This is a genomic window from Aliamphritea hakodatensis (genome assembly GCF_024347195.1).
GTDB lineage: Bacteria > Pseudomonadota > Gammaproteobacteria > Pseudomonadales > Balneatricaceae > Amphritea > Amphritea hakodatensis.
Genome location: NZ_AP025281.1, coordinates 2002574 through 2029488, shown reverse-complemented (window position 1 = coordinate 2029488; position 26915 = coordinate 2002574). Strand labels below are relative to the sequence as shown.

Annotated in this window: 25 protein-coding genes; 8 read left to right on the top strand and 17 right to left on the bottom strand. The window is 53.3% G+C overall.

Annotation, left to right across the window (positions count from 1 at the left end; all coding sequences use genetic code 11):
- Positions 1–867, top strand: a complete 867-nt coding sequence (locus PCI15_RS09255; protein ID WP_271274042.1) for a LysR family transcriptional regulator — start codon at positions 1–3, stop codon at positions 865–867.
- Here the strand turns inward: PCI15_RS09255 and PCI15_RS09250 are convergent.
- The 8 genes from PCI15_RS09250 to PCI15_RS09215 all read right to left on the bottom strand — a co-directional run bounded on the left by PCI15_RS09250 (position 859) and on the right by PCI15_RS09215 (position 7416).
- Positions 859–2130 (bottom strand): sensor domain-containing diguanylate cyclase, encoded by a 1272-nt coding sequence (locus PCI15_RS09250; protein ID WP_271274041.1) that lies wholly within the window; start codon positions 2128–2130, stop codon positions 859–861. The two genes, PCI15_RS09255 and PCI15_RS09250, sit on opposite strands and share 9 nt — an antisense overlap.
- Before the next feature lie 137 nt (positions 2131–2267).
- Complete coding sequence (gene tcdA / locus PCI15_RS09245; RefSeq protein ID WP_271274040.1) at positions 2268–3068, bottom strand: tRNA cyclic N6-threonylcarbamoyladenosine(37) synthase TcdA; 801 nt, start codon at positions 3066–3068, stop codon at positions 2268–2270.
- Between the two features lie 16 nt (positions 3069–3084).
- Positions 3085–3300 (bottom strand): hypothetical protein, encoded by a 216-nt coding sequence (locus PCI15_RS09240; RefSeq protein WP_271274039.1) that lies wholly within the window; start codon positions 3298–3300, stop codon positions 3085–3087.
- Positions 3301–3326: 26 nt separating this feature from the next.
- On the bottom strand, positions 3327–4031 hold the full coding sequence (locus PCI15_RS09235) for a TIGR01621 family pseudouridine synthase (RefSeq protein ID WP_271274038.1): 705 nt from the start codon (positions 4029–4031) through the stop codon (positions 3327–3329).
- 4 nt (positions 4032–4035) lie between these two features.
- Positions 4036–4284, bottom strand: coding sequence for an RNA recognition motif domain-containing protein (locus PCI15_RS09230; RefSeq protein WP_271274037.1), 249 nt, complete (start codon positions 4282–4284; stop codon positions 4036–4038).
- 39 nt (positions 4285–4323) lie between these two features.
- Positions 4324–5028 (bottom strand): DnaA regulatory inactivator Hda, encoded by a 705-nt coding sequence (gene hda, locus PCI15_RS09225; RefSeq protein WP_271274036.1) that lies wholly within the window; start codon positions 5026–5028, stop codon positions 4324–4326.
- Positions 5029–5185: 157 nt separating this feature from the next.
- Positions 5186–6316, bottom strand: a complete 1131-nt coding sequence (locus PCI15_RS09220) for an AI-2E family transporter (RefSeq protein ID WP_271274035.1) — start codon at positions 6314–6316, stop codon at positions 5186–5188.
- A gap of 29 nt (positions 6317–6345) precedes the next feature.
- Positions 6346–7416 carry a DUF2066 domain-containing protein gene (locus tag PCI15_RS09215; protein ID WP_271274034.1) on the bottom strand — a complete coding sequence of 357 codons (1071 nt, stop codon included), beginning with the start codon at positions 7414–7416 and terminating at the stop codon, positions 6346–6348.
- Positions 7417–7584: 168 nt separating this feature from the next.
- Between PCI15_RS09215 and purM the strand changes: the two genes are divergently transcribed.
- The 4 genes from purM to PCI15_RS09195 are packed head-to-tail and all read left to right on the top strand — an operon-like array spanning position 7585 to position 10334.
- The gene (purM, locus tag PCI15_RS09210) at positions 7585–8640 is read left to right on the top strand and encodes a phosphoribosylformylglycinamidine cyclo-ligase (protein ID WP_271274033.1); all 1056 of its coding nucleotides are present in this window, start codon (positions 7585–7587) and stop codon (positions 8638–8640) included.
- A 3-nt stretch (positions 8641–8643) separates the two neighbouring features.
- Positions 8644–9309 (top strand): phosphoribosylglycinamide formyltransferase, encoded by a 666-nt coding sequence (gene purN, locus PCI15_RS09205; RefSeq protein ID WP_271274032.1) that lies wholly within the window; start codon positions 8644–8646, stop codon positions 9307–9309.
- A 2-nt stretch (positions 9310–9311) separates the two neighbouring features.
- On the top strand, positions 9312–10025 hold the full coding sequence (locus PCI15_RS09200) for a DUF3108 domain-containing protein (RefSeq protein WP_271274031.1): 714 nt from the start codon (positions 9312–9314) through the stop codon (positions 10023–10025).
- A gap of 45 nt (positions 10026–10070) precedes the next feature.
- The gene (locus PCI15_RS09195; protein WP_271274030.1) at positions 10071–10334 is read left to right on the top strand and encodes a YfcL family protein; all 264 of its coding nucleotides are present in this window, start codon (positions 10071–10073) and stop codon (positions 10332–10334) included.
- 29 nt (positions 10335–10363) lie between these two features.
- Here the strand turns inward: PCI15_RS09195 and PCI15_RS09190 are convergent, their stop codons facing one another.
- A complete protein-coding gene (locus PCI15_RS09190) occupies positions 10364–10675 on the bottom strand; it encodes an MGMT family protein (RefSeq protein ID WP_271274029.1) in 312 nt (103 codons plus the stop codon).
- Positions 10676–10865: 190 nt separating this feature from the next.
- On the opposite strand from PCI15_RS09190, the gene PCI15_RS09185 reads away from it, so the two are divergent.
- Positions 10866–12611: a DEAD/DEAH box helicase gene (locus tag PCI15_RS09185; RefSeq protein ID WP_271274028.1), complete on the top strand. Its 1746-nt coding sequence runs from the start codon at positions 10866–10868 to the stop codon at positions 12609–12611.
- Between the two features lie 77 nt (positions 12612–12688).
- Here PCI15_RS09185 and PCI15_RS09180 read toward each other — a convergent pair whose 3' ends face one another.
- From PCI15_RS09180 to PCI15_RS09170, 3 genes are all read right to left on the bottom strand, one after another.
- Positions 12689–15439, bottom strand: a complete 2751-nt coding sequence (locus tag PCI15_RS09180; RefSeq protein ID WP_271274027.1) for a bifunctional diguanylate cyclase/phosphodiesterase — start codon at positions 15437–15439, stop codon at positions 12689–12691.
- Between the two features lie 345 nt (positions 15440–15784).
- Positions 15785–17563, bottom strand: coding sequence for a methyl-accepting chemotaxis protein (locus tag PCI15_RS09175; protein WP_271274026.1), 1779 nt, complete (start codon positions 17561–17563; stop codon positions 15785–15787).
- Between the two features lie 71 nt (positions 17564–17634).
- A complete protein-coding gene (locus PCI15_RS09170; protein ID WP_271274025.1) occupies positions 17635–18330 on the bottom strand; it encodes a M48 family metallopeptidase in 696 nt (231 codons plus the stop codon).
- Positions 18331–18617: 287 nt separating this feature from the next.
- On the opposite strand from PCI15_RS09170, the gene PCI15_RS09165 reads away from it, so the two are divergent.
- Complete coding sequence (locus PCI15_RS09165; protein WP_271274024.1) at positions 18618–18932, top strand: hypothetical protein; 315 nt, start codon at positions 18618–18620, stop codon at positions 18930–18932.
- Positions 18933–18934: 2 nt separating this feature from the next.
- Here the strand turns inward: PCI15_RS09165 and PCI15_RS09160 are convergent, their stop codons facing one another.
- The 3 genes from PCI15_RS09160 to glaH all read right to left on the bottom strand — a co-directional run bounded on the left by PCI15_RS09160 (position 18935) and on the right by glaH (position 21720).
- Positions 18935–19441, bottom strand: coding sequence for an invasion associated locus B family protein (locus tag PCI15_RS09160; protein ID WP_271274023.1), 507 nt, complete (start codon positions 19439–19441; stop codon positions 18935–18937).
- A gap of 79 nt (positions 19442–19520) precedes the next feature.
- Positions 19521–20741: an L-2-hydroxyglutarate dehydrogenase gene (gene lhgD / locus PCI15_RS09155; RefSeq protein WP_271274022.1), complete on the bottom strand. Its 1221-nt coding sequence runs from the start codon at positions 20739–20741 to the stop codon at positions 19521–19523.
- 25 nt (positions 20742–20766) lie between these two features.
- Positions 20767–21720 carry a glutarate dioxygenase GlaH gene (gene glaH / locus PCI15_RS09150; RefSeq protein ID WP_271274021.1) on the bottom strand — a complete coding sequence of 318 codons (954 nt, stop codon included), beginning with the start codon at positions 21718–21720 and terminating at the stop codon, positions 20767–20769.
- 157 nt (positions 21721–21877) lie between these two features.
- Between glaH and csiR the strand changes: the two genes are divergently transcribed.
- Positions 21878–22561 (top strand): DNA-binding transcriptional regulator CsiR, encoded by a 684-nt coding sequence (gene csiR / locus PCI15_RS09145; protein ID WP_271274020.1) that lies wholly within the window; start codon positions 21878–21880, stop codon positions 22559–22561.
- A gap of 113 nt (positions 22562–22674) precedes the next feature.
- On the opposite strand, the gene PCI15_RS09140 is transcribed toward csiR, so the two are convergent.
- Together PCI15_RS09140 and putA are read right to left on the bottom strand one after the other, a co-directional pair.
- The gene (locus PCI15_RS09140) at positions 22675–22902 is read right to left on the bottom strand and encodes a DUF1127 domain-containing protein (RefSeq protein WP_271274019.1); all 228 of its coding nucleotides are present in this window, start codon (positions 22900–22902) and stop codon (positions 22675–22677) included.
- Between the two features lie 365 nt (positions 22903–23267).
- Positions 23268–26879: a bifunctional proline dehydrogenase/L-glutamate gamma-semialdehyde dehydrogenase PutA gene (gene putA / locus PCI15_RS09135; RefSeq protein ID WP_271274018.1), complete on the bottom strand. Its 3612-nt coding sequence runs from the start codon at positions 26877–26879 to the stop codon at positions 23268–23270.
- Between the last annotated feature and the right edge of the window lie 36 nt (positions 26880–26915).

Genomic DNA, 26915 nt, shown 5'->3' with positions numbered 1-26915 from the left:
ATGAACATAGAGCACATGCGCGCCTTTCTGGAGGTGACAGCTACCGGCAGTTTCCAGCTGGCTGCAGACAAACTCTGCGTCACCCAGTCAACCATCAGTGCCAGAATTAAAGCCCTGGAAGACCGCCTTAACCGGGAACTGTTTCTGCGCCGGCGTAACGGTGCAGAACTGACCGCTGCCGGCCATCACTTCCGCCGCCATGCCCTGACGTCAGTACGGGCATGGGACCGGGCACGCCAGGAAATCGCCCTGCCCGACGACCTTAAGGCCATCGTTAATCTTGGCTTACAGCTCAATCACTGGGAGCAGATTGCTCCGCCCTGGCTCGCCTGGATGGAACAGGAAGCACCGAATGTTGCCACGCATGTACTGGCGGAATACTCCACCACTCTCATGGAGCGCCTGCGGGACCGGTTACTGGATGTCGCCATTCTTTATGACCCGCAACAGCGACCGGAGCTGACCATTGAGCCCTATATGAGTGAACCGCTGATTCTGGTCTCCACTGAGCCCCGTGAAGTGGTTCCCGGCAGAGTACCCGGTTATATATTCGTCGACTGGGGTGACAGCTTCCGGGCTCAGCACAGCCTGGCATTCGCCGATGTTCCGGTACCCAAACTCACCGTCGGCCTGAGCAGTGTCGGCTTACAGCACATTCTTAACCACGGCGGGTCAGGGTATTTTATCGCCAGCTCAGTTGAACCACTGATCCGGGAAGGCAGACTGCACAGGGTTGAAGAAGCACCGGTATTCCAGCGCCCTACCTATCTTGTGTATCAGGAATCACCCAGCGACAGTGAACTGATTGAAACGACCCTGAAGGGCCTGAAGGCGATCGCACAGACTCAGTCAGCAATATCAGACTGACAGTTCACCCTGAGCCATCCCGGTGACCTCATTACTGACACTGATCTGATTACGGCCGGCAGATTTAGCGACATACAAAGCATCATCTGCCGCCTTAATCAGCATATCCATCTGTGCAGCATGTTGCGGAAAACTGGCAATCCCGGCACTGAATGTGTAATGAACTTCAGCCTCAGATAATTGCATAGGCTGCTCCGCCACACGCCGGCGCAGCTGTTCAACTAACTGAAAAGCACCGTCTGAATCCGTATTGGGAAGAAGCAGCAGGAATTCTTCACCGCCCCAGCGCATCAGCGTATCCGATTGCCTCAGCTGCGCGGAAATACCCGCCACCAGATGTTTGAGTACCTGATCACCCACCTGATGACCATAGCTGTCGTTGATCGTTTTAAAGTGATCAAGATCGATCAGGCTGACACTGAACTGCCGCCCATAGCGCTGCGCATAACTGAGCTGCTTACGAAAATGCAGATAACCGGCCCGGCGGTTGAGCAAATCTGTCAGGTAGTCATAGCTGGCCTGCCGCCGTAACAGGACCTCCTGAGCCTTGGCAGCGCTGATATCCTGCACCATCCCCACCATCCTCAGAGGCTGTTGCTGCGCATCCCGCTCATACACCCGCCCCTGATCACGTACCCAGACGTAATCACCGGAGAAAGTCTGCAGGCGGTATTGCGCATCAAAACGGGGAATTTCACCCCGCAGATGGGCATTCATGAGATCCACAACTTCCACGCAATCATCCAGATGTATCTGCTGCTGCCACTCCCCCAGGCCAAAATGAGTCTTTTCTGCCGGAAAATTCATGATGCGTTTAAATTCAGACGATATATATACTTCGCTGGTTTGCAGGTTAATTTCCCACAAACCGTCAAGAATATCGTTCAGGGCAAAGTTACGCTGCAACCCGGTTTCAATCAGCGCTTCACGGCTGTGCAGCTGAGCGGTTATATCCCGCACACTGACCACGCCGTAGCACGCCCCCTGCCAGGCAAAAGGATGGATGCTGATTTCCAGAGACAACGGCTGAACCGCTCCCAGATACTGCACCTGACGGGTATCCGGCTCACCGGACCAGTCATAACTGAACACAGCTCCGAAAGCCTTTCCCTTCAGACTGCCAGGAACACGGTCAAGCAAACGGCACAAGGGCTGGTTCACCATCCGTATGGCCCCGTCCTTGCGGTCAATCAGACACAGGCCATCGCTGCTATGGTTCAGCATCGCAGCGTAAAACTCAGTATCCGGAAAGATATCACACACAGTAAGGGCCCTGAACATTCACAAATCACAACTTGAAGTGAAGGGTATTTAGACCATATAACTGTATAAAATTCAAACACCATTCGTCCGGCATAACTTGCCGGACGGACGTCATTGGCAAAAAAAGGAAGGGAAACTTACACTAAAGTGTTTTCGCGGCGGGCTTTTTCAATCAGCTTTTGTAATACCCGTGACACCGCCGCAAATGCAAAACTGGCGGTCACACAGGTTGATGCGCCAAAGCCGCCACTGCAATCCAGACGGGTGTTACCGTCCTGGACGGACTTCATCTGACACACGGAGCCGTCCGGCTGCGGATAGACAAGCTGCTCGGTCGAATACACGCAGTCAACCGCAAAACGGCGGCCACTCTTACTGAAATTATATTCCCGGCGCAACAGGCTGCGCACCTTAGCCGCCAGGGGATCATGATTGGTCTTACTCAGATCACAGATATCAATCCGGGTCGGGTCCATCTGCCCGCCGGCCCCCCCCACGGTAATAACCCCCAGTTTACGGCGTTTACAGTGTGCGATCAGGGCGGCTTTTTCTTTCACGCTGTCAATCGCATCGATCACGTAATCAAACTGTTCACCGATCAGTTCAGGAATGTTCTCCCGGGTAATAAAATCATCCACTTCAGTGACTTCGCAGGCCGGATTGATCGCTTTAAGCCGTTGCGCCATCACTTCAACTTTGGATTCTCCAACCGTATCGGTGAGCGCATGGATCTGGCGGTTAACATTAGTAATACAAATATCATCCAGATCAATCAGCGTGATCTTTGCGACACCGGAACGGACCAGCGCCTCAGCAACCCAGGAACCAACGCCGCCAATTCCGATTACACAGATATTTACCCGCTGAAACAACCGCAACCCTGCCGCACCATACAACCGCTCAATGCCGCCAAATCGCGGATCCGTCTGATTTGTCACGCCGTCAATTCCCCTGCTAAAACTCTTCGTCCGTCAGCTCAGTCAGCACGACTTCGCCACACCGGTTGCACTTACCCTCAATGAATACAATGCCTTTAAATTCATATTCTAGCGGGGTATTCATTCCCAGGTTTTCCTGTAAACACTGATCACACCAGGTTTGCTCCAGAAACGCCTGCCGTTCCTGTTCATCCCGGGCCATAAAGTCCCGTTCAATCCGTTCATCACTCATGGGAGTTCCTTACTGCTTTTCACGTGCTATTTCTTTATTTCAGGCCAGGCTAATAATTCCGGCTCGGCCCACTGGGCAGGCCAGCCTTCCTGCCGCCACTGCGATTCTTCCGGCAGGCAGCTGTAACGGTAAGGTTTCCCGTCCAGTTCAAACCCCAGATACCAGGCATGCAAAAAGCCCCGTTCAGCTGCTGTACCTGAGTAACGGCTATCTCCCAGAATCGGCGCACCGATACTTTTTAACGCGACCCGTAGCTGATGGGTTTTACCTGTGACTGGCCGGAGTAAAAAAATCCGCAGGCCGTCCCCCAGTCCATGGCTGAAAAACTGCGTTCTGGCAGGATTCTCAGCAGTGGGCGCCAGCTTCCAGCTCCCCCGGCGGGCCTTCAGCATATCGCCACTGATCAGCCCCTGCTTCTTTTTCGGCTTTGCCTGACTGAGCGCCATATAAAACTTTACCATGCGCCGCTCAGCAAACTGCCGCCCCAACTCGGCGGCCACCGCCTTACGCTTAGCCAGCAATAACAACCCTGATGTCATCCGGTCAAGCCGGTGCACCAGATACAATGCAGGTAATTGCAATTGAGTCTGCAACAGCATAACCAGCCCGGCATCCTGATCATCTTTGTGGACCGAGATTCCGGGAGGCTTATTAATTAACAGAAAATCATCCGTCTGGGCGACGATACGGATGTCAGCCAGGCAGGTTTCGTTTGGCAGAATGTCGGGCATCAGATCAGCGGTTATCCGAAAAAAGAGAAATATAGACTTCTACTGTGCGTTCCCGCCAGTAACGGCCATTAAGACGGCCAATAGCCCAGTGCGCTTCTGCATGAGTAGCAGCAATGGTCACCCAGGCGCTGGCATGATCCCGATGTTCGCTGGTGTAAATCTCAAGATCCAGCACGTCCACATAACCTTTCAGAAATTCCCTGATGTCATCAGCAGAAACGTCATGGGGTAACTTTTCAAGAATAATTTTCACAGCCCCTCCTGGTATGTTTGCTAACACACAGTATAGCGACTACCAGCCAAGCACCTGTTTTACGAAAGGTATGGTGACTTTGCGCTGCGCACTCAGAGAGGCATTATCCAACTGGTCCAGAAGGTCAAATAAATCCTGCATACTGCGGCTGGCACGGTGAATCAGGAAACGGGCAACTTCTTCAGACAGCTCGAATCCACGGCTCTGTGCGCGCACCTGCAGTGCGATTACTTTGCCGTCATCATCCAGCCCCTGAACCTGAAAGACCATTCCCCAGGTAAACCGCGAAGCCAGATCAGGCAACTGAATCCCCAGCTGGCGCGGCGGCCGGTCGGCGGCAACCACCAGAAAGTTGTTTTCACTGCGGATACGGTTAAAGAAATGAAACAGCGCTTCTTCCCATTCCCGGTTGCCAGCAATGGCCTGAAGGTTATCCAGACACACCAGATCCAGATGCTCCATACCGTCCAGCACGCCCGGCCCCAGGTCTGTCAGCTCATCCAGTGGCAGATACACCGCAGTACGGCCGGCAGGATCACTGGCGTGGCAGGCCCCCTGCAACAGGTGCGAACAGCCGACGCCGGGCGTTCCCCAGAGGTACAGGAAGATGTCACCTTCCCCGATCGCCACCTGTGCCAGGCAGTTACAGACAAGCTCATTACCCCGGCTCAGATAGGTATCGAACCTGGCATCATCACGTAATGCAATGCCTAAGGGTAATTGAATAGGTACAGGGTTATTCATGCATTCAACAATCGGAGCTGGCAAATCCAGTTATATCAGATCGGACCTGACAGGCCTGCCGGTGAAATACTATCCAGCAATCACTAAATTCCGGACCGGCCTGTCAAAAAATTTCGCGTATCTTACTACGCCTCGAAACGCAAAAAAAGGTGCCAGTTCAATCCCCGGCAAGATCCTTGCGACTATCGGTGACACTGGCTGCACTTCCGGGAGGATCTTCAGCCGTTTTAGCCTCACCATAGAGACTGCTGCGCTGATATCCGTCATGCAGATGCCGCAACAGAACCATAATCACTGCCGCCACCGGCAGCGCTATCAGAATACCGACAAAACCGAATAACTGACCACCGGCCATAATGGCAAAAATAACCGCCACCGGGTGCAGACCGATCCGGTCCCCGACCAGTAACGGTGTCAGCACCATACCTTCGAGCATCTGGCCAATTATAAATACCAGCCCGACCCAGGCCAGTATTGTAGGGTCATTGAACTGCAGCATCGCTGCAATAATCGCCGCCACGATACCGATAATAAACCCCATATACGGCACAATACTGGCCAGCCCGGCAATCATTCCCACCAGCAGCGCCAGATCAAGCCCCACCAGCCAAAGACCAATTGCATAAATTGCGCCCAGCGCAGTCATTACCAGCAACTGCCCCTTAACAAAAGCCCCGAGTACCTCATCACACTCACTGGCCCACAGGCTGACTTTGGGCTCAACATTACGGGGTAGCAGGTGGCTGATTTTATCTATCATGACGTCCCAGTCACGCAACAGATAGAACATCACCACCGGAATCAGCACAAGATTCGCCAGCCAGGCAGCAACCGCCATACCGGACTGTCCGATACTGTTCATCACATCTTTCAGCACATTACCGGTCTGTTGCCAGTTGCCGCTCAGAATCTGACGGACACTCTGCCAGTCGAAACTGGCCAGCGAAATCCCCAGGTTCACTTCCATCCAGGGAACGACTTTTGTCTCAACTAAGGTAATTACCGCCGGAATGGTCTTCACCATGACCTGAATCTGATGCCCCAGCTTCGGCAACAGTAATAACAGCAGGACCATCACCAGCGCACTGATAAGACCGAATACAATTATGACCGCACCGGTGCGGGACATACCTTTATCTTCCAGCCGGTCAGCCAGCGGATCGAACATATACGCCAACAGCGCTGCTACCATAAAAGGTGAAAGAATCGGCTGGAGCAGATACACCAGCCCGCCAGCCACCGCCAGCACGCAGATAAACATCCAGCGCTGTGAATCAGTCAGTTGCATTTTATTGTCATTCCTTTATCAACAGTCGGTTACTGCCAGCGATAATACAGCGGCCCTGCCGCCTGTGTGGAAGGCAGAACAGAATCAGACTGGATACGCGGATTCAGCCGGATAGCTTCCACCAGCGCCGGCACGCCGCCCTGCACTTTTACCCTCAGGGTTACCCGGTCGTTTTCCAGCTGCGCAGGTAAAACCTTTTCAACAGGTTGCAGTTCACGCATATATGTCAGTAACTGCAGGTAATCATCAATCGAATCGAGTTTGCTGATTTCCAGCACGATACCCTCTTCAACGTAGGTGTTCTCAACCACAGCCGTTGCGCCCAATAGCTGATCGGCAACAGAATCCACCACTGTCTTGAGTTGCTCACCCAGATTGCCTGTCGGCGCAAAATTCTGGTTCCGCCCCTGATACGTCAATTGCCAGCGGGTTTGCCAGGCACCACTGGCCTGGCGCTGCAGCCGTCCTACCAGAACCGCATCGGCACGGTAACGGGAGGAAGCCCGGCTCACCGGCTCCTGAAACGCCCCCCAGATATCACCTGGTGTCACCGCCTGCTGATCATCCAGGTCCAGTAACGGCAGCAATACAGGGAGGGCCCGTAACTGTGCCAGCCCCTGCAGCTCCGTCACTATTTCACTTTCTGCTGCAACAAAGTCCCGGGGACGCTCCGGGCCTTCTGCCACCAGCCATACCAGCACTCCCGGACGGCCGGAACCGGCTGCGGACAAGCCGGCTTCATTCAGCAACCGGCTGACCGCCTGCTCATCAAATGCCAGCGTTAACCGCAGCCCCAGCACTTCCCGGCCATCACCTGCTGCCACCGGAATCTGAGTCGACTCATAAGAGAACCCCTGTAAATAGGCCGCCGGTGCCTGAAGGGCTTCACTGACCCGTGCATTTCCGGCCACCTGGCTGCGCCCGGAAACTTTAACCAGCACCCCCTGCAGCGCTTCACTCAGTTGGGCATCTGTCGGCTGGGCCAGTTGCTCAGGCACCAGCAACTCGGAACGGTAAAGATTACCGACCACCGCCGCCTGTGCGAAGCCGGTCACCAACAGCAATAAAGTCAGCACGGCACTGCTAAAAAAACCTTTCATGAACAAAATTCATCCTTAACCTGACGCCCGCGCCCGGCAGATAATGATTAAAAATAAGTACCAAAAAAATAGGCCTCAAACTCTACCACACATAGCTCCCCTTAAAGCAACCTGATAGAATACCGCCACATTTTTTCAGTAACCTCCTAGAATGGGTTTTCACACACTATGTCTACCACTGACAATACCTCTATCAGCTACAAAGATGCCGGCGTTGATATCGACGCAGGTAACGCCCTGGTTGACCGCATTAAGGGCGTTGCAAAACGCACAGCCCGACCTGAAGTAATGGGTGGCCTGGGCGGCTTCGGAGCCCTGTGTGAAATCCCGGCTGGCTACAAGCAGCCAGTACTGGTTTCCGGCACCGACGGTGTTGGCACCAAACTGCGTCTGGCGATGGATCTGAACAAGCATGACACCATCGGTATCGATCTGGTAGCCATGTGTGTTAACGACCTGGTTGTTGCCGGTGCTGAGCCCCTGTTCTTCCTGGACTACTATGCCACCGGTAAGCTGAACATAGACATAGCAGCTGACGTCGTTGCCGGCATCGGCAAAGGCTGCGAACTGGCCGGCGCTGCACTGGTTGGCGGCGAAACCGCTGAAATGCCAGGTATGTATGAAGGCGAAGATTACGATCTGGCCGGTTTCTGCACCGGTGTGGTTGAAAAGTCTGAAATCATCGACGGTTCAAAGGTAAGCATCGGCGATGCCATTATCGGCCTGCCATCTTCCGGCCCGCACTCAAACGGTTATTCGCTGATCCGTAAGATCATCGAAGTCCGCGGTGCTGACCTGACTGGCGAAGTGGACGGCAAGCCGCTGACCGAAGCCCTGTTGGAACCTACCCGTATTTATGTGAAGCCATTACTGGAACTGATCAAAAAGAGCCAGGTCAACGCCCTGTCTCACATTACCGGTGGCGGCCTGCTGGAAAACATTCCGCGGGTTCTGCCGGAAAGCGCCAAAGCGGTTATCGACACTCAGTCATGGAACATGCCTGAAGTCTTCCGCTGGATTCAGCAACTGGGCAACGTTGAAAACCGTGAAATGTACCGCACCCTGAACTGCGGTGTGGGCATGGTTGTGGTGGTACCGGCCGACCAGGCCGACGCCGCACTGCAAGTTCTGCAGGATGCCGGTGAAAGCCCATGGGTAATCGGTCACATTGCCGCCGCTAACGCTGAAGAAGAGCAGGTTGAACTGCTGGGTGTGGAAGCGTAATCAATGACGAGCCCTGCACCGGCTGCACAAAAGCGAATCGTTGTCCTGATCTCGGGCAGCGGTTCAAATCTGCAAGCCATCATTGATGCCGTTAATGCCGACCGCATTAACGGCAAAATCGAGATGGTCATCAGCAATAAGGCTGACGCCTACGGTCTCGAACGGGCCCGGCAGGCAAGTATTCCCGGTTGTGTCATCCGCCATACTGACTACAGTGACCGCGACAGCTTTGATCAGGCACTGATTGCCGAAATCGACAGCCACGCACCTGATCTGGTTATTCTGGCTGGCTTCATGCGTATCTTTACGCCGGAATTCGTCAACCGCTATTCCGACCGGATGCTGAATATTCACCCGTCTTTGCTGCCCAAGTACAAAGGCCTGAATACCCATCAGCGCGCCATTGATGACGGTGAAGCCCGCCACGGCTGTACTGTGCACTTTGTCACAGAAGAGCTGGATGGCGGACCACTGGCCGTTCAGGCTACCGTAGATATTCTGCCAGACGACACTGCCGACAGCCTGCAACAGCGGGTCCACACTCAGGAACATAATATTTACCCTCTGGCCGTTGAATGGTTCTGTAATGACCGCCTGCAACTTGTTTCAGGACAGGTTCAGCTCGACGGCTCCAGGCTGGACAGTCAGGGTTATCAGTTCACGGAGTAAATATGCCTCTGAGCATTCGCCATACCATCCGGCAAACCGCCGCCCTTTGCCTGCTGCTACTGCCCGCTTCAGCGGTGCAGAGCGCCGGTATACCGGTTGAGCCCTACAAGGCCGTCTACGCCTCTGAATGGGATCTCGGCTTTTCACTCAGCGGAGAAGCTGTCCGGCAACTGCAACAGATGGAAAGCGGCTGGCAACTGAGCCTGAATGCCAGCGCCATGGTCGCCAGCCTGAGCGAAAGCAGCAAGCTTCGCTTCACCCCGGAAGGTGTTGAACCCCGCAGCTACAGCTACCAGCGCAAAGTACTGGGCAAAAAGACCCGTGAAGCACTGAGCTTTGACTGGCAAAACCATCAGGCCAGCAGTCAGATCACTGATGACCCCTGGCAGCTGGACATTCCGGCCGGAGCGCTGGATAAGCTGAGTTACCAGCTGCAGTTACGCCTTGACCTGATCAGCGGCCATGAAACGCTGGAATATAAGATAGCCGACGACGGCAAACTGAAAACCTATCGCTTTATACGGGAAGGCGAAGAAGAGGTCACCACTGAACTGGGCACGTTCAACGCTGTAAAACTGCGTCGTGACCGCGGCACAAACAGCAAACGGCAAACCTGGATCTGGTTCGCCCCGGAACTTAACTACCAGTTAGTTAAGTTGCTGCAAAGCGAAAAGGACGGCAAACGTTACTCTCTGGTACTTAAAGAACTGAAGTAATACGGCCTGCCAGTATATTTACCCTAAACGACATCCGCTAAGACTATGACCGACTACCATACCTACGCCGAAACCCTGTACCAGCAACTGCTGAACATGGAAGCCAATGCCAGCGGCGAACAACTGTTTACCTACAGCTATCTGCTGGGCCACATCAGCCTGATCAGCAGCGCACAAGGCAGCACTTCTGAAGAATTTATAAACGGTGTTGAGCAAAGCCTTGAAGACGCCTTTAAAGTTGATCATCTGGAAGATGCAGACAAAGCCGATATTCTCAGCGTCTGGCAGCAACTGAACCCCGCCGGCTGAGCGGTCATCGCAGGCAGTCCCGGACTGTATCAGGGTTGCCAGCGGTATTCAGACAGCTTTACCCGCCCATTCAGCACCACCACGCCCTCTTCCTGCAAACGGCCCACCTGGCGGTCGTAGCCCTCGCTGCCCACCGGCAGAGAAATTTTCCCCTGAGCATTGATCACCCGGTGCCAGGGCAGCCTGGAGCCTTCCGGCAACTGCCCCAGACAGCGCCCGACCATTCTGGATTTCCCGGCCAGCCCGGCCAGCTCAGCCACCTGACCATAGGTAACCACCTTACCCGACGGAATCTGTCCCAGCACCTGCCAGATACGCTGATGCATTTCATTTACAGCCATTCTTCTGCTCGCTCTGCCGCACTTTAAATCCGCATCATACTGAGTGGCAGACAATCACGACAACACCACATCGTTAAAATCCCCCCCACAGATCCGGAAAACCTATATTTATCATAAATAGTACGGGCTTTTATTTACTTTCATGCGTATAATACTGCCTCTTTCGAAAACTCCCCCGGTGTTACCTGATATGTCCGATACCCCAGTCGCCTTTAGCGATCTTGATCTACCTGCTGCCGTCCTTAAATCTATTACCGAACTCGGTTACGAAACGCCGTCGCCGATTCAAGCCAGCTGTATCCCTCTCTTACAGTCCGGCAAGGACGTACTGGGTATGGCGCAAACGGGGACAGGTAAAACCGCTGCTTTTGCACTGCCACTGCTTAGCCGTATCGACTTATCAGTCAGCAAGCCTCAGGTACTGGTGCTGGCACCGACCCGTGAACTGGCTGTACAGGTTGCAGAAGCATTCCAGGCATATGCGCGCCATATTCCCGGCTTCCACGTACTGCCAATTTACGGTGGCCAGAACTATAACATCCAGCTGAAGCAGCTGCGCCGTGGCCCACACGTTGTGGTTGGTACCCCGGGCCGTATCATGGATCACCTTGACCGTGGCACCCTGAAACTGGATACCCTGAAAGCCATGGTACTGGATGAAGCCGACGAAATGCTGCGCATGGGCTTCATTGACGATGTTGAAACCATCATGGCAAAAACACCGGCAAGTCGCCAGACCGCACTGTTCTCAGCAACAATGCCGGAACAGATCCGCCGCATTACCAAGCGCTATATGAACGATCCTCAGGAAGTGAAGATCGCCTCAAAAACTACCACCATGGAAAATATCGAGCAGAAATGCTGGATTGTTTCCGGGGTGAACAAGCTGGACGCACTGGCCCGGATTCTGGAAACCGATGAGTACGGCGGCGTGATCATTTTCGCCCGTACCAAGACGGCCACCACCGAACTGGCAGAGAAACTGGAAGCCCGCGGTTACGCGGCTGCAGCCCTGAACGGTGACATGAACCAGCAGTTACGTGAACGTACCGTACAGCGTCTGAAAGACGCCAAACTGGACATTCTGGTCGCCACTGATGTTGCTGCCCGTGGTCTGGACGTTGAGCGTGTTGGCCTGGTTGTTAACTATGACATCCCTTACGACACCGAAGCCTATGTACACCGTATTGGCCGTACTGGCCGTGCCGGCCGCGAAGGTAAAGCGATCCTGTTCGTTGCACCGCGCGAGCGTCGCCTGCTGAAGCAGATCGAACGGGCTACCCGCCAGCCAATTCAGACAATGGACCTGCCATCCCGCGACATGGTTCAGAACAAGCGTCTGGAATCATTCCGTGAACAGATTGCCAACATCTTCAGCAATGAAGACATGGCCGTTTACCGTGAACTGGTTGACCAGCTGGCATCTGATACCGAACTGGAAACCCTGGATCTGGCCTCTGCCCTGCTGTACATGGCACAAAAAGAAAAGCCGCTGATCCTGCCACCGGAACCGGAACCACGTGCTCGTCGTGAGCGTAGTGAACGCGGTGAACGCGGTGAACGTCCTGAGCGTGACGGAAAGCGCCGTGAGCGCATGCCAAGCGCAGATATGGATGTTTACCGTCTGGATGTAGGCCGTAATGACGGTGTACAGGTGAAAAACATCGTTGGCGCAATCGCCAATGAAGCTGATATTAACAGCCGCCATATCGGTGATATCCGCCTGAACGATGACTTCAGTACCGTTCAGCTGCCGAAAGGCATGCCGGCCGAAACACTGTCGCATCTGCAGAATGTTTACATCTGCCGCAAGAAAACCAATATCACACTGTTCGAAGGTGAGCTGCCGGCACGTGCGCCACGCAAACCACGTTCAAGCAAGCCACGTCACAACGACAAGAGCCGCCCGCGCCGTCGTGACGACCGCGGCGAGTAAGATAAAGATTAAAAAAGCCCTGTATATACAGGGCTTTTTTTTGCCTTTTAAATCTGCCTTATAAACAATGACTGAAACTATTTCGCCAGCAGCTTACCCGCAGACTCAGGTGCCTGCCGGTAATGACGTACAATCCATTCATCCAGTTCACTGGCAGACTGGGGTGATGCAATCAGATACCCCTGCACCAGATCACAGTCCCGCTGCGACAGAAAACTGAGCTGCGCAGCATTCTCAACCCCTTCAGCCACCACCTCAATCCCCAGCTGCGCCGCCATCGCAATGATCGCCGAAATAATCTTGCCATCACTGGGGTTCTTCGGCACATCACGGATAAAAGAGCGGTCAACTTTCAGAGCATCCACCGGCAGGCGCTTAAGGTAACTCAGCGAAGAATACCCCGTACCGAAATCATCTATACTGATGCGAATCCCCATGTCACGCAGCTTTTCCAAAACTTCCGCGACCTGATCAAGATGCTGAATCACATAGCTTTCGGTAATTTCCAGCTCCAGATGGTGAGCCGGCAAACCGGTTTCTTCGAGTACCTCCTTAACCGTCCCGAGCCAGTTACCGTTGATGATCTGTAAGCCGGAAATATTCACCGCCACACGCATTGTCAATCCCTGATCCAGCCAGCATCGCATTTGCCTGCAGGCCTGTTGCAAAACCCACTTACCCAGCGGAATGATCAGCCCGCTGTCCTCTGCCAGCGGTATGAACTGATCCGGCTCCACCAACTGACCATCTTCTTTTTGCCAGCGAACCAGTGCTTCTATACTGTCCAGCCGGCCACTGGATAGCCGTACCTGAGGCTGGTAATGCAGCCGTAACTGGGCGGTATCAATGGCATGACGAAGGCTGCGTTCCAGCGAATAATTGGCATAGGTCCGGACACTCAGCTCCGGCAAGTACAGCACCGCCTGATTACGGCCAGATTCTTTGGCATGGTACATCGCGATATCGGCATGCTTAACTAACTGATCCGCGTCACTGCCGTGCTCAGGAAAAACACTCATACCGATACTGCAATGCACATTTACCCGGTGAGACTCCAGCTGAACCGGCAAAGCCAGTGACTGCATGATTTTCCCGGCAAGAATACCCAGGGTATCCTGTTCGTCCAGATCCTCCACAATCACAACAAACTCATCCCCGCCCAGCCGCGCAACAGTGTCAGACTGGCGAATGCTGTCCTGCAGACGTTTCGCTACCAACTCCAGCAGCAAATCCCCGACCGGGTGCCCCAGGGTATCGTTTATATATTTAAAACGGTCAAGGTCCAGAAACATCAGCCCTATCTGGCGCTTAAAACGTCTGGCGCGCTGAATCGATTGTTGCAAACGGTCATTAAACAACACCCGGTTCGGCAACCCGGTCACCGCATCAAAATGGGCCAGATACTGAATTCGCTCTTCATCCGCCTTCTTTTCCGTGATATCTGTAAACACACTGATGTAATGCTGCACTTTGCCACTGCTGTCGCAGATCCGCTCAATGCTCTGTAACGCCGGAAAGACAGAACCGTCTTTACGCTGATTCCATAACTCCCCCTGCCAGCGCCCCTGCTTATTTAGCACCTGACGTAAATGAAACACAAAATGATGATCATGATGGGCACGGCTGTAGAGAAACTCCGGCCGCTTGTCCAGCACATCCGTTTCTGAAAAACCGGACATTTGAGTAAATGCCCGGTTCACCCGGATAATACAGCCGCTGGCATCCGCAATGATGATGCCTTCCTGAGTATTTTCAAACACCAGAGACGTGAGCCTCAGCTGCCGCTCTGCTTCCAGCTCCTGCAATTCAGAACTGGCCCGGCTGGCTGCTACCTGCAACAACGAAAGCACAGCCTGCTCATTGAGCATAGGTTTCTGATCCAGCATCACAATCAGACCACTGCATTTACCTTCCGAGCTGAACATCGGAATGCCGGCGTAGCTTTCCACATCCATCTGCTGCAAAACCTCCACATCAGGAAAATGCAGCAGCAGATCCCGGGCATAAAAACAGACATGGTTTTCAATTACCTTCTGACAGGGGGTATCCGCCATATAATAATAAAAGTCCTTAACAATTTTCCCCTTAGCAATGAGGCATAAACTGTCTACCCGCCCCGGCTCCGTTTTACTGATGACGCCAATCAGCACATACGCCACATTAAATGTTTCTGCCAGCAAGCCGGCCAGCGCATTAAAATAGTCATTACCGTGCTGCCCGGTCACCTGACGGGCAAATCCCTGGAAAAACAAATCCGACAAATGCCGGTCGGTAATATCCTGCAGCGTACCGTGTACCGTTTCCGCAGTGACTTTACCCTGACATTTCACATAGCGTACCGCCCCATCCGCACCAGCTACCCGGAACTGACAGTCAAGCGCATTCTGATAACGTAACGTTGTGTAAAAGTAGTTTTCGACCCGCAGACGGTCATCGCCGTGAATGGTATTCAGAAACTGTTTGTAACAATCACCGGTACCCGCTGGCTCAACCCCCAGTATGCGGTGCATTTCATCACTGCAGGTCATCACCCGGTCAGTCACCGATAACTGCCATGAACCGATTGCCGCTATCTGCTGGGAATGCAGCAGGTTCTGCTCACTCTCGCGCAGGGCAGCTTCAATCTGACGGCGCCGGCTAACCTCCCTTCTGAGGCGGGTATTCCAGAGTAAAACAGCAAGGAAAACGCAGCCGGTCAGGCCCGCTATGATAAACAGATAACCGCTCAGCGCATCCCAGTGAATATGCCAGGACGGCGACGGAAGAACAGATGGCGGGGCATCATTCTGACCAGGCTCAGCTGACTCCGCTGCCACTGAGTGTCGCACATCAGAATCAGCTTCTGCCCCGGTGGTAACATGTGCCTGCGCCGGTTGCTGACTGAGCATCCCGCAACAAAGCATTATCCGTATAAGCCGCCACACTACTGCCATACCTACCGCCCATAGTCATATGACTGTCCCGGAGAATCAGGAAACAGTCCGGCTGCCAGTAAACTGAAAGACAGGCATTAAATATCCCACAGAGAACATACAACCTTGAGCCTGGTCTGCATGCTTCGCATTGCCATGCAGAAATCCATTTCAGTAACCCGAAGGTTACAATAAACAACCATAGCTCATAATTATCAGCCTGTTAGCCTGAAGCGGTGTTTTACTGCCTAAAATATGAGATCAGTCCCCGCTCTGGTCCAGCAGCAGTTCAGCATTAAAGCCCATAATAAGACTGCCCCAGCGCTTACCCTTCACATACACCGGGAACGATAAATCATTCAGTACTTCCCCGGTATCACGGATAAACGTCTGCAACAGGAAATTCGAGTCATGAGTAGCCCGGCGCTGCTCTGCCCGGGAAGCAAAGAAAATCCGGCGATGACGACTCTGCAGATTGTCTGTCTCAAAGTGACCGGTCAGTGGCTTGGACACCTTCCCATGATGCGCCGGCGCATAGCCCTGACTGTTCACGCCAATGGCGTAGATGACATCCGGTAACTCATCAAGAAAACCATCCATCACAGGCTGGAGCCGTTTTTCATACATATCGGTGTAACTCAGATCAAATTTGGCCGGCTCCTGCCCATTGTTGAGCCGCCGATACTGCTGATCAAATACATTCAGCCCTTCATCTGCCATCGCCTCCAGCGCGGTTTGTAAGTCATGGCTCCAGCGTTTTCCGGCATCGATGATGGTTTCAAAGCTGCCATAGCCAATTTTAAACCGTGACAGGAGCTCCTGAGTATCCTCTGTCGCAGACTCCAGATCCCCCGAATATTCCTTTGAAGACTCCATCCCTTCACGGATGTCGCAGCTGACCTCAGCAATTTTTTCTACCTTCTCATGGGCATCCCGGTTCACGTGGGACAGCTGATCCAGACTGCTGCTGATATTGCCAAGCTGACCGTTTACCTCTTCAAAATCGTTCACCAGACGCTGAAAATGCTGACTGGTATTACCGATAAAGCTCTCAGCATGCTCAATATTCTCAAGAATGTCTTCGGCCCCTTTCTGGGTCTGCCCCATCAGCCGGGCCATTTGCGAAATATTTTCATCAATGGCATCGGTGGCCTGATTAACCTGCTGCGAAAGCCCCCGTACTTCGTCGGCAACCACTGCAAACCCCCGTCCGGCCTCACCGGCCCGGGCCGCCTCAATAGAAGCATTCAGCGCCAGGAGATTGGTCTGCTCCGAAAACTGTTTAACCATCACCAGAATTTCAGTGATATTGTTTGAGCTGGCATTCAGTTGCTGCAACGTGGACTGAAAGCCCTGAGAAAGCTCCGTAATACTGTGAACCTGGTCCAGAACCCCGGTCAGCTCTGCCGAAGACTGGCGAATCTCTTCCAGATTACTGGCGGTAAATTCTGAAATATTCAGGGTATTTTTTGCCACTTCATCAATCGCTACCGTTGATTCAGCACTCGCCTCCAGTACCTGCTGCGCCTGAGTCTGCTGAATACTGGTTGCTTCATAAGCTGACAGTAGCACCTGCTGCAACCGGGTCGCACTCAGGGCTACGTTGACGCTCTTATGCCGGGTATTGGAAATTATTCGCTTCAGGCTGTCCGAGAAACCGTTGTAATCACTGGCCATCTGGGAAATTTCATCATGGGTAAATGCCGGTAGGCGGGCAGATATATCGCCATCCTGATTACGGATAGCACTGAGCACCACGATCATTTCCTTAATCGGACGAAGAAACAGGTGACGCATAAAAAACACTGAAAACACCGCCGCAAACACCGTAAAACCAACAATGCCCCAGATCACCAGCAACATGTCATTCAGTAAAACTTCCGCCTCGACAGGTAATACCTGCTGCTGCAGCCCGGAGATGTAGTAGACAACGAACAGACAAAGCAGAACGGCGGGAGATATCAGAAACAGGACGTTTCCGATAATTTTTCGGGTGAGGGTAAAAAAACAGTTTCGTTCGACAGCATCATACAGATTCATAGATATCAGTTCACAAACAGACCATGGAATGTTCACTGATCATGACAGCTAACGCTGCTGTACTGGTATTTTCAGGGCAGAACCAGTGTCGCGCCCTGTTGCTTCAACCAGTTTTGCCAGCGTTTATAATCCGGGCAATACCGGGACACCAGCGACCAGAATGCAGCAGAATGATTCATATGCTTTAAGTGAGCCAATTCGTGAATTACCACGTAATCAATCACCTCATCCGGGGCCATAATCAGCAGCCAGTTAAACCGTACTTCAGCCCTTGAGTCGCAACAACCCCACTTTCGTCGAAAGCTTTTAACCTTGATTGATGCAGGAAAAAGTGCCATACGCGCTGACCATTCGGCCACTCTTTCGTCGAAGATCGCCACGGCCTGTTGCCTGAGCCACGTTTCGAGTAATTGCCGGCAAGCGTCTTCCCGGCTCTTACGCACCCGGCGGGAAACCTGAAGAGTAACGACACCGTCAGAAAAGCTGACTTCGCTTTGATCTGCATCAGATAAAACCTGCAAAGGATACGCGCTGCCACGGTATAAAACCTGGCTGGCTTCAGTAATCTCAGCTTTATGGGCCTCAATCAGCTGTAACTGACGCTGCAGCTCTGCATGACGTGTTTCAATCCAGCCCCGGCGCGATGCGACAAAGCTATCAATCCACTGCTGACTGATATGACCGGGCGCAAGCACACGTACCCCTTCCGGGCGCACCTGAATTTCCACTGTTTTACGCCGGTTGCTGCGCCGTAACTGATAATCCAAACCGCCTGTCTCCGGTAACCTCTGTTGATAATGGCAGGAAATTGTACCTCTTTTACCGCGGGCACCACATATTGACAGAAAAACTTTTACCGTCGACTTTCCAGATAGCCGGAAAGCTTCGTGAGCAAAAACAAAGGTTAACTGCATATTTTCGTAGCATAGCCCGACCAAAGAGCTGCTTTTCTGCCTCAAAGCGGGTAACAGATCTTTGCAGTCAGCCCGGTAGCTGGTGCATAATTAGCCAGTTACGCAATACCTTCAGAATAAGTACACCCTGTGAGACAGCCATGAAGCGACCGACAAAAGCCGAAATACGCGCACAGCTTGCACAGCACACCCAGGCGTTCCTAAGCCAGGGCGGTGTGGTGAGTGAGGTAAACAGCGGTGCATCCGGGCTGATTGACGGCGCCTATAACACCCGTAACTTCAATTTTACGGAGCCTCGCCAGGAACGTACGCCGCTGACAAATGTGATGGCCACAATGGACGCCCGCCGCTCTCAGAAACAGGCAGCAACAACTGTACACCGCCCCCGCAATCGCAAGAAAGTCATTTATGATGATTTTGGCGAACCGCTGCGGGTGATCTGGACCGACGAATAAGCCTACTGCAAAGACTTAAAACCAGCGGTAAAGCCCATCAGGGATACCGGAAAAAAAACCTGCTCACCATTATTAATATCAACAAAGGCGACAACCCCCTGCCGGCCTTTCTTCAGCTCAGACAGTAATCGGTCATCCAGAATCATGTCTCCGCGGCACCGCTGTGAATTACACTGATAACCGACACTGATAGCGGCATTGTCATCGGTTTTAAACAGCAGCATCTCTTTTGGATCCAGTACCGGGGGTAAATGAAAGATCACCAGCGCTTCTTTTGTTTCCAGATGATAACCAACCTGTGTGATCATCAGAGTGCTGTCACTGTTGACCCGCTGCAGCCGCTGCAGGATATAACAGGACTCCCGGCCATCAGGCATAGGCTCACACTGCCCCAGCCAGTCTCTGAAGGTTTTTCCGTCAACCTCTCCTGCCCGGACATTCACAGCCGACAACGTCAGCCCCAGACATACCGTCAACAGCAACACTTGCGCCATTCCTGATCTAAGCATCACACCACCCTGGTAAGTTATTCAGATACCTCTATTGTAGCCTTATTCAAACACAAACCGGTACGCCTGACAGGTTTTATTACTGGCCGCTGGAAGACTGACGGGATAAAACCTGTTCACAGATATAATCTCCGATTGGGATTGCGGACGTTGCCGCCGGAGACGGCGCATTGCACACATGGAGGCTGCGGGGGCTGTCTGCAAACAGAAAATCATGTACCAGATCACCGTTAGACATCACTGCCTGAGCACGAATACCCGCCGGATAAGGCTGCAAGTCTGCTACGCTGATTTGCGGGCAGTATTTTTGCACCAGCCTCAGATAACCGGGCTTCCACAGAGAGTTTTTCGTTTCCACCAAACCGGTACGGAAATGCTTCTTAAGCACCCGCCAGAAACCGCCGAAGCAAACCATGTCTGCGACATCCCGGAGGCTGAAATTGATCCGGCCATAGCCCTCACGTTTCCAGCCCTGCACCGCATTTGGGCCAACGGTAATCGTACCATTAATCATCCGGGTCAGGTGTACCCCGAGAAACGGCAGATCAGGATCAGGAATCGGGTAGATCAGATGTTTGACGACATCGTTATACTGTTCCGGCAACTGGTAATACTCCCCCCGGAACGGAATGATCTGAAAATTAGTGTCGATGCCCAGCATCCGGGTCGTCCGGTCTGCCATCAGGCCGGAACAGGCGACCAGAAATTCACCGTCAAAAGTGACCGTCTGCCCATTGTGCTTCGCCGTTGCCCGGACATATTCCGGGGTTTCCTCCAGCGCTGTCACTTCATGGGATAAACGTATATGCCCGCCCAGCGCCTCAAAGCGCGCAGCCATACGGGCAGTGACAAGGCGGTAATCAACGATTGCCGTATCATTCACCAGAATCGCCCCCAGGCCGACAACATTCGGCTCCTCAGCTTTTAACTGAGCGGCATCCAGTAACTCCACATCAATACCATTATCATGACAGCGGCTGTAGAGCGCCTGCATCCGTTCCACTTCCAGTGGCGTCGTGGCAACCAGCAGCTTACCGCACTGCTGAAAGGGGATATCATTCTCCCGGCAGAATGCCAGAGTCGCCGCAACGCCAGCCTTGCAGAATTTTGCCTTCAGGCTGCCGGGGGCATAATAGACCCCGGCATGCACCACACCACTGTTATGGCCAGTCTGATGCTGCGAGAACGCAGATTCTTTTTCCAGCAACACTATTTTCTTTTCCGGAAAGCGCTGCTGCAGTTGCCAGGCGGTGGATACTCCGACGATGCCACCACCAATCACAAGATAATCGTATTTCATCTGTTTCTCTGCTTATAACACGCGGTTACTGGTAAAAATGGCCACGCTGACGCAGCAGCTCGCGGCTCAGCTCAGGGTGGGCGACAAACTTGTCCCGGCCGTGCAGCCAGCAATGATTCTGCACCACCAGCATTGAACCAACCGGCAACGGCACTCTGATAAAATTCGGATCAGCTTCCAGCGACTCACCCATTTCATAGAGATAACGGCCCTGCGCCATATTCTGCGGCTCCGCAAACTGATCAATAAATAACATATGCGGTTTACCCTGCGCATCCTCTTCAAAGAATACTGGATGCTGTACCTTTGTGCTGACGTTCTTGGACTTTGGCGCCCCCCAGAAAATATCCTGTTTGGCCAGCGGGTGATGATAGAATTTATCCAGCTCCTGCCACTCATCCACATGCAGTAACAGGGAATCCCCGCCTTCCATATTGGCTTCACCTAGCTTTTGCATCAGCACAAAATCCGTTCGCTCATCCACATAGGTACCATCATTATGCAATTCCATCCGCCGATGGGCCTGACGCAGGTAACTGTCTGAATTATCGGTATTCTTTACGGTAAAGCGGGCATAAAACTTACCATACATTGCATCATGGTTCGGCACACCGATCAGATGTGATACCGCCGTGGATAACTTAATGTCCAGCTCGGTTGCCTGTGCCCCGTCCAGCGCCGTTAAAGGCGCTGCATATTTAAGCAGAAATGCCCCGGTATCCCGGCTGCGCATGATGGCATTCAGAAGTGGCGCCAGACTGTTATCCGTCAGTTCATCCAGAAAGTCTGCAATCGCAAACCGCAGGAAGGGTTTGTATTCCAGTGCCTGCAATGGCCAGTGTTCCGACCCTTCCACAAACCGCTGCATCACATCAGCCTCTATAGTGACAACCTGCAAACGCGGATTATCCGTAAACGGCTCTGTGGTAAATCCGCAGCACTCCTGCGTAGCGATCATATCTGGCAGTACGGCATTCATATTTTTTCCTCCGGTAGCAAAACTGACATTATTTTTATATCGATGAAATGCAATAATGTCGACATTTTATGTTTTCGTCAATATTTTAAATTAATATATTTAACTCACACCCTACATCCCGTAAACTTCCGTCTGAAATCTTCAGCGATCAGACAGCATGCAGAGTGATAACAGAGACAACAGCGCCGGCCGTGTAGTCGGCGACCTGAAACAGGATATTTTGCAGGGCTTCTTCGCCCCCGGAGAAAAACTGGCAATGGCGCGCCTGAAAGCGCGTTATAACGTTGGCGTAGGCCCTCTCAGGGAAGCCCTTTCACAGCTTCTGATCGAACAACTGGTGGTGGTTGAGAATCAGCGTGGCTTCCGGGTACACCCCATCAGCAAAGAAGAAATGCTCGATATCTATCAGACCCGGGCACGGATCGAAGCGCTCTGCGTCGGTCTGGCAATTGATCAGGGCGATGATGAATGGGAGGCCGGCATTCTTGCTGCAGCCCATAAAATGCATAAATTCAGCTCCGCAATGGAAGCAGATCCGCAGGAGTGGGAACGCCGCCACCACGAATTTCACAGTGCGATCGTTGCTGGATGCAATTCCCCCACGCTTCTGGAGGTCAGGCGCTCCCTGTACGAGAAAGCCTCCCGTTACCGTAACCTGTGGCTGACCGGCAACATGCAGCAGACCGACTTCTTCGACGCCAACCGCAAAGAACACGACCGGCTCACTGAGGCATTACTGAAACGGGATCGTGACACCGCCTGCCAACTCATTGAACAACATCTGTTAAGCCCCAGCAAAGCACTGTTGGCAAGCCAGACAATCCCGGATAAAACAGTGTAGCCGTCACAGACGGCCACACCCTGACGGTTTGCAAAAACCGCCTGCTACAGGACAGGACGAACCTGCGCCTGAATATTTACCCTGCCGGCAAACTCCTTTGCCGACAGCCGGCTTCAGCCACCGCCGCCCTTCAGATCACCTTCCGGAACCTTCTCAGCACGGATAGTGCTTAATTCATCATCGCGGAAATCGTAGCTGACGATACGGCCAAACTCACGGGCCAGACCAATATCACGCAATAAGTGATCATCCAGGTATTCAAGGCGCTGGGCATTGATGCGCGCAGAAAAGAACCCATTAACTTTTTCGGTAATACCGGCCAGAACAGTAATTAACAACATGACTATCTCCTTTTAGCCGGAGACAAAAAGCAAAAGCGGGAAAATCTTTGAGAAAGGTTTCACAGCGCCGCTTCAAGTCCCGCGGCAACTGTAAAATGATTTATTCAGTAATCAGAGTACAGGCACGCAGACACGCAACCGGATTCCACATAATGTGGCGGCTGGCTTGTCGGTATGAAATGACGTTAAAGCAACGCGGCATTTTCATTGCGCTCAGATTCCAATAAGAATAAACAAAAAAGAAACTGCTGAACTGATTTCAGCAGCAGACATTAAAATCTCTTTTGCACGGCAGATCAAGCAACTTTATTAAACAGATACAAAAAAGCCCTCACAGGGAGGGCTTGGCGACAACAATATCTGCCTTACTCAACCTGAGCAATCAGGCTGGCATTGCCCCCCGCCGCCGTTGTATCAACACACAGGTGACGCTCAATCACATAGCGCTCCACGGTACCCGGTTCAGTCAGCAGCGGCAGTAATGCACCACCCCGCTCAGCCAGTGCCTGGCGGTATGCCTGCAATTTTGCCGGCTCAGCCTGACTGGCAACCGCGGCAAACCCTTCACAGCCGACAAGGGCAACTTCATCCAGACTGCCACTGACACCTTTAACTGCAAAACCTTCCGGCAGGCTATCTGCCAGCTGGGCAGCGCCGGGGGCGACAGCAATCGCCGCATTCCCCTGTGACAGCGCCATCAGTAACTGTTCACGCAGGCTCGCCAGATCCGGCCCCAGACAAAGAACCACACCACGGGCATGGTTGGTCAGCAAGTTAAGCTCACCTGTCGGCCCCGGCATACAATGCTCTGTGTCCAGCTCAGGAAGCGGCAACTGACAGGCATCAGCAAGGGCGGCCAGCTGCACAGCGGAAGGAGCTGCGACAGGCAACTGCTTAACGTCTGCAATCAGGGCCTGCAGCATTTGCGCTGAAACCGCCTCAGCGAACTGTTCCGCAACACCGGTATAAGGCACCACCTGCTTAAAACGCTGAACATACTGCGGGCCGCCGGCTTTAGGCCCGGTACCGGACATGCCTTCACCGCCGAATGGCTGTGAACCGACCACCGCACCGATCTGGTTACGGTTCACATACATATTGCCTGCCTGAATCCGGCTGACCACCTGCTCAACACGGTTATTCACCCGGGTGTGCAGGCCAAAGGTCAGGCCATAGCCCTGCGCGTTAATCTCATCGACCACGGCATCCAGTTGCTCCGCATTGAACGTAACAACATGCAAAACCGGCCCGAAAATCTCTTCTTTCAGTTCAGCGATCGAATCCAGACGGATAACCGCCGGCGCGACAAAACGGCCTTCAGCCGGCACAGATAAACGCTTGAGCATACGCCCCTGCTCTGCAAACGCCTGACAATGGGCATCGATCTTCTGCTTGGCCGCCAGATCAATAACCGGTCCGATGTCCGAAGAAAGGGCCCACGGATCAGCCAGCGTCAGCTCATCCATTGCGCCATAGAGCATTTCCAACAGCCCCTCAGCAATGTCTTCCTGCAGATACAGAACCCGTAATGCAGAACAGCGCTGACCGGCACTCTGGAAAGACGAAATAAGGACGTCACGTACCACCTGTTCAGGCAGTGCCGTAGAATCCACGATCATGGCATTCAGACCACCGGTTTCGGCAACCAGCGGCGCTTCTGGTGCCATCGTTTTTGCCATCACCCGGTTAATAGACTGAGCAGTTGCAGTGGAACCGGTAAAGCAAACACCGTCGATCCGGCTGTCGGAAGTCAGTGGCACCCCGACCTCCAGACCACTGCCAGGCAACAGCTGCAACGCCGCCGCCGGCACACCGGCCTGATGCATTAACTCAACCGCCCGGGCGGCAATCAGCGGCGTCTGATCTGCAGGCTTAGCCAGCACTGCATTCCCCGCCGCCAGACAGGCCAGCACCTGACCGGAAAAAATGGCTAACGGGAAGTTCCACGGCGAAATACAGGTCAGCACACCACGGCCGGGCTGCTGATCACCGATACGTATCGCTTCATTGGCATAAAAGCGGGCAAAATCCACCGCTTCGCGCACTTCACCGACCGCATCCAGCATGGTTTTACCAGCTTCCCGGCACACCAGCGCGAAAAACTCAGCCGCATTCGCTTCATACACGTCGGCAATGTTATTCAGCACGGCAGCACGTTCCTGAGCAGACAACGCCGACCATTCACTGAAGCCTTCACGGGCGGCAGCAATGGCCTGCTGTACATCTTCAGAGGTTGCACTGATAACCCTGCCTACCTGATCAGCGTCCAGTGCCGGATTCATTACCGCCGCAGCATTGCCCGCAGGCTCCGCACCGGCAATCATCGGCCCGGCAGACCACTGATGCGCTTTATAGACGGCCCGCTGCTCATCCAGTTCAGCAATCACCAGCGGATCGGTAATATCCCAGCCCAGCGCATTTTTACGCGCTGCACCGTAAATATCAGCAGGCTTCGGAATGGTCTGGCTGGCAATTTTTCCTTCCAGCGCAGCAACGGCGGTAAAAGGATCTGCAGCGATATCTTCTGGCTGAATCCGGGTATCCACAATCTGATTCACAAAAGAACTGTTTGCACCGTTTTCCAGCAGACGGCGCACCAGATAAGCCAGCAGATCCTGATGTGCCCCTACCGGTGCATAGATCCGGCAGCGGGTTTGCTGATTTTTCAGCACAGCGTCATGCAGGGATTCACCCATTCCGTGCAGCCGCTGGAACTCAAACTGATCATTCGGAACATTTCTGGCAAGGTGCAGGATAGCCGCCACAGAATGGGCGTTATGGGTGGCGAACTGCGGATAAATCCGGTCAGTCATGCCCAGCAACTTCTCTGCGCAACACATGTAAGAAACATCGGAATTCAGCTTACGGGTAAAGACCGGAAAGCCATCCAGACCCAGCACCTGAGCCCGTTTGATCTCAGCATCCCAGTAAGCACCTTTTACCAGACGCACCATAATCTTACGGTCCAGTTCTTCGGCGCAGTTATACAGCCAGTCCAGCACAAAGGATGCCCGCTGGCCAAACGCCTGCACTACTACTCCGAAACCGCTCCAGCCCTTTAGTTCAGGGCGAGCCAGCACGGCGTAGATAACATCCAGCGACAGATCCAGACGGTCTGCTTCTTCGGCATCGATGTTGAAACCCATGTTGGCTTCTTTGGCCTGGACCGCCAGACTCAGAGTACGCTCAACGAGTTCTTCCATCACCCGCTCGCGTTTAGCAAATTCATAACGGGGATGTAACGCTGACAGTTTCACGGAAATACCCGGATTCATGCGGATATCATCATGTACGCAAGCCTGCGCCAGCGCGCTGATCGCATCGCTGTAGGCACGGTGATAACGCAACGCATCAGCATCTGTACGGGCCGCTTCGCCCAGCATATCGTAAGAGTAAGAGTACCCCTGGGCTTCCAGCTTTGTCGCCCGGCGGGTCGCTTCCTGAATATCCCGGCCCAGTACAAACTGACGCCCCAGCTCTTTCATCGCCTGCGCAACAGCCGTACGGACCAGAGGCTCGCCTAAACGCTTTACCATTCCCTTGACGGTCTGCCCCAGTGAACGGCTTTCACTGGGCGCCAGCAGTTTTCCGGTGACCAGCAAAGCCCAGGTGGAAGTGTTCACCAGTGACGAATTAGAGTGACCCAGATGTTCACGCCAGTTACCGGTGGCAACTTTATCTTCAATCAGCGCATCGATGGTGACAGTATCCGGCACCCGCAACAACGCTTCAGCCAGACACATAAGGGCAACACCTTCCTTCGTGGTGAGACCGTATTCTGCAAGAAACTTTTCCATCATCGACGGACTGCTCCCGGTACGGACCTTACGTACCAGATCGGCAGCATTGCGGGAAATGACCTCACGGTCAGCGGCGGTCAGACGGGCGTTGGCAATAAGGTCTGAAATCACCCCGGCTTCATCAGCCAGATAATGTTCACGGATAGCTTCGCGGCAAGATTGAATACGCGGATGCATAAGGTCACCTCTAAAATTATTATGCAATCATTCTAG